Annotated in this window: 3 protein-coding genes; 1 reads left to right on the top strand and 2 read right to left on the bottom strand. The window is 58.7% G+C overall.

Annotated features, from left to right (window positions below):
* The coding region (locus LJA86_RS16900) for an MFS transporter (RefSeq protein WP_229226465.1) at nucleotides 1–631 on the bottom strand (631 nt) is incomplete at its 3' end.
* Between the two features lie 25 nt (nucleotides 632–656).
* Nucleotides 657–1826: a M20 aminoacylase family protein gene (locus tag LJA86_RS16905; protein WP_196346623.1), complete on the bottom strand. Its 1170-nt coding sequence runs from the start codon at nucleotides 1824–1826 to the stop codon at nucleotides 657–659.
* A 171-nt stretch (nucleotides 1827–1997) separates the two neighbouring features.
* Here LJA86_RS16905 and LJA86_RS16910 point away from each other — a divergent pair.
* On the top strand, nucleotides 1998–3232 hold a 1235-nt coding region (locus LJA86_RS16910; protein ID WP_229226466.1), incomplete at its 3' end, for a helix-turn-helix transcriptional regulator.

The raw sequence follows: 3232 nt of genomic DNA on the forward strand, positions 1-3232 counted from the left end.
TCACCAGGCCGCTAGTATCCAGCTTATGGCTACGTGCGCCGTCGCTTCGGCTTTCCGGCGTACCGCGAATCAGCAGGAGTGCCACCGCCGCCACCAGCATGGAAAAAATAAAGATCCAGCGCCAGCCGAGCGTGGTGGCGATGGCGCCGCCGACAAATGAGCTCAGGCCGCTGCCGCCCCATGAGCCGATGACCCAAAAGCTGATTGCCCGCTGGCGAGCGTTGCCTTGATACCAGGTTTTAATCAGCGCCAGCGTGGCGGGCATGATGCAGGCCGCTGACAGACCTTGTATCGCTCTCCCCAGCAAAAACAGAACGGGCTCCCACGATACGAAGAGTAAGGCACTGCCGATGATGCTCAGCATCAGGCCAATGTACGTCATGCGCACGCGGCCAAACTTATCGGCAAATCCCCCGCAGGCAACGACAAAACAGCCGCTGAATAGCGCACTGAGGCTGACCGCCAGCGTAAGGGTTTCAAGAGAGATTGCGAGGCTGTTTTTCATTGCCGGCACAACGTTAATCACAGACTGCGCAAATAACCAGAATGTCAGGACGCTCATCACAATACCGGCCAGCAGCCGATCGTTACCTGCGTAGGACGTTGTGTCTGTCAGTGGAACGGTACTCATCGTGCAGCCCTCAGATTGGCGCGAATCAGCGCAGATAGTGTTCGGTTAACGCAGTCCAGAGCGCCGCCCCGGTCAGCAGGAGCTTGTCGTTAAAGTCGTAGCCTGGGTTATGCACCATACAGCGATCCGGCTCATCTCCGGCACCGAGAGTGAAGTAGCAGCCTTGAGGATTTTTTTCGAGCATGAACGCAAAATCCTCGCTTCCCATAAACGCATTGACCGATGCAACGGCATCCTGACCGAACAGGTCAGTCGCCACCGTGCGCACCATGTCATTGGCCTGCGGGCTATTGCGCAGCACCGGGCTGCCATTCACGTGACGAATCGTGGCCGTGGCGTTGAAGCTCTCAGCCTGCGCCACGGCAATGTCGTGGATCCGCTGCAGGACGGTTTGACGCACCGCTTCATCCAGCGTGCGCACGGTCAGCTTCATTAATACCTTATCGTTGATAATATTCGGGGCATGTCCCGCCTGGATGCTGCCCACGGTCACGACGACCGGCTGGAATGGGGTGATATTCCTCGACACAATCGACTGCAGGGCGAGGGTGATGTGACAGGCAACCAGCGTAGCATCAACGGTGTGTTCCGGAACGGCGCCGTGTCCCCCTACGCCGTTCACTTCAATATGAATGGTGTCAGAGGAGGCCATCATGGCGCCATCGCGCAGGCCAATTTTCCCAAGCGGCTGGGAGGGCATGTTATGCAGGCCAAAAATATGGTCGCAGGGGAATTGTTCAAACAGGCCGTCTTCAACCATGACGCGCCCGCCATACAGCAGTTCTTCGGCTGGCTGAAAAATCAGATGCAGCGTGCCGCTAAAGTTGCGGGTACGGGCCAGATACTCTGCGGCATAAAGCAGGGTAGTGGTGTGCCCATCGTGTCCGCAGCCGTGAAATTTACCTTCAACCGTGCTGCTCCACGCTTTGCCGCTATTTTCCTGCATCGGCAGTGCGTCCATGTCGGCGCGCAGGCCCAGACGTTTGCTGCCGTTGCCCACCTTCAGGGTGCCGACCACGCCGGTTTTGGCCATTCCCCGATGGACCTCATAGCCCCATTGCTTCAGGAGTGCCGCGACGCGGTCGCTGGTTTTATGCTCCTCGAAGCCGATTTCGGGATGCCGGTGAAACTCGCGTCGTAATTCAGTGAACTGAGCCTCGGAGCCTCGCAGCGCTTCAACAATTGGATGTGTCATTTTTGTTATCCTTTTCCTGCCAAATGGTGTTAGTTTCGAGTTTATGTCGATCGCATTGCCGGAAAACGCCCTTTTTTGTTGTGAATCGACGCCTTTTTTCTGATTGTTTTTCATACGATTCAGTTATGACAAAAAAGAGGATGTCATTATTTGTCCTGGCAGGAGCAGCAAATGAAGCAGCGTAAAAGTGAGTTTGCGGTAACCGTTGAGGACATCCGACGCTATGCGCAGGATGAAGGTGATTCGCTGACGATACTCTGGGTGCTGGAGGGTGAGGGGGAGTTGCACGCCGACGCGGGGCCAGAAACGATGCAGACAAACGGTCTTGCGATAATAAACCGCCATCAGCGCTGGCGGTTCAGCAGCCGGAGCGCTAACGTCACCCTGCGTGTCACCCTCTCCGGGGGCTGGGTCATCCAGCTGTACGAAGACTTTTTTGCCCATGACTATGCGATTCCGGCGGAGCCCGGCGCGAGCTTGCCGCAGTGCGACGCGCTTCGGCACCTGCTGCGCCAGCTTCTGGTGGTGACGCTGGTGAACGATCCGCGCCGCTATCGGCTGGAGGCGAATCGCTGGCTGAGCGAGATCCTGTTGCTGCTAACCGGTCGCTTTCAGCAGCCCACCCGCCAGAAACCCCGGCACCAGCACGCGAACGTAAGCAAGCGCATCGCCCGTGTCCTGGAGCGGATCGACGCCAGCTACACCCGCCGCATTACGCTGGCCGAAATCGCAGAGAGTGAGTTCGTCTCAGAAGCGTGGCTCTCCCGTCTCTTTCGAAAAGAGACGGGAGTCAGTTTTATGCAGTACATCACCGCCCTGCGGCTGGAAAAAGCGGCTGACGCCCTGCGTCTCACCAGCCGTCCTCTGCATCAGATTGCGCTGGAGCACGGGTTTGCCAGCACGCGCATAATGACCGATCGCTTCCGGCGGTATCACAACATGTCTCCGGGCGAGTTTCGCAAGGCCGGGCGCCATCGCCCAGAGGCGTCCCGCCTGCGGGCGAGCGCGGACGAGCAGCGCTTTCCCGTTGCGGTGGATACGCTTTTCGGCCTGCTTAACGGCGCTGAGGCGCACGGCTGGGAACCCCCTCCGCTCGCCCACGCGCCGCGTCAGGAGCGGATCCTGAATCTGGCGCAGCTTCACCCGATCTCGGCTTCGCTGCGCCGCACGCGGCTTGTCGTGACCCTGCGTGAGCTCGACGATTTGCTGCGGGAGGATGTTCGCCAGCATCTGGAGGCGCTTCATGAAGCGATCCCCATTGAGGGTATTGATATCGCGGAACCTTTTCTCAGCAGCCGTCTGTTCGCCACGGGGTGGGACGATCCCGAGATGGCCGGCTACGCCTGCTGGTACAATCTGCAGCAGGTGTTCAGCTGGGTGGCCAAAAAGGGCTGGACAGTGCTGCT

This window comes from Enterobacter sp. TCD1-1, assembly GCF_020567405.1.
GTDB classification, from domain to species: Bacteria; Pseudomonadota; Gammaproteobacteria; order Enterobacterales; family Enterobacteriaceae; genus Enterobacter; species Enterobacter quasiroggenkampii.

Coding starts and splice junctions, on each gene's coding strand:
- LJA86_RS16905 (WP_196346623.1), bottom strand. CDS start 1,826: ATGACACATCCAATTGTTGAAGCGCTGCGAGGCTCCGAGGCTCAGTTC.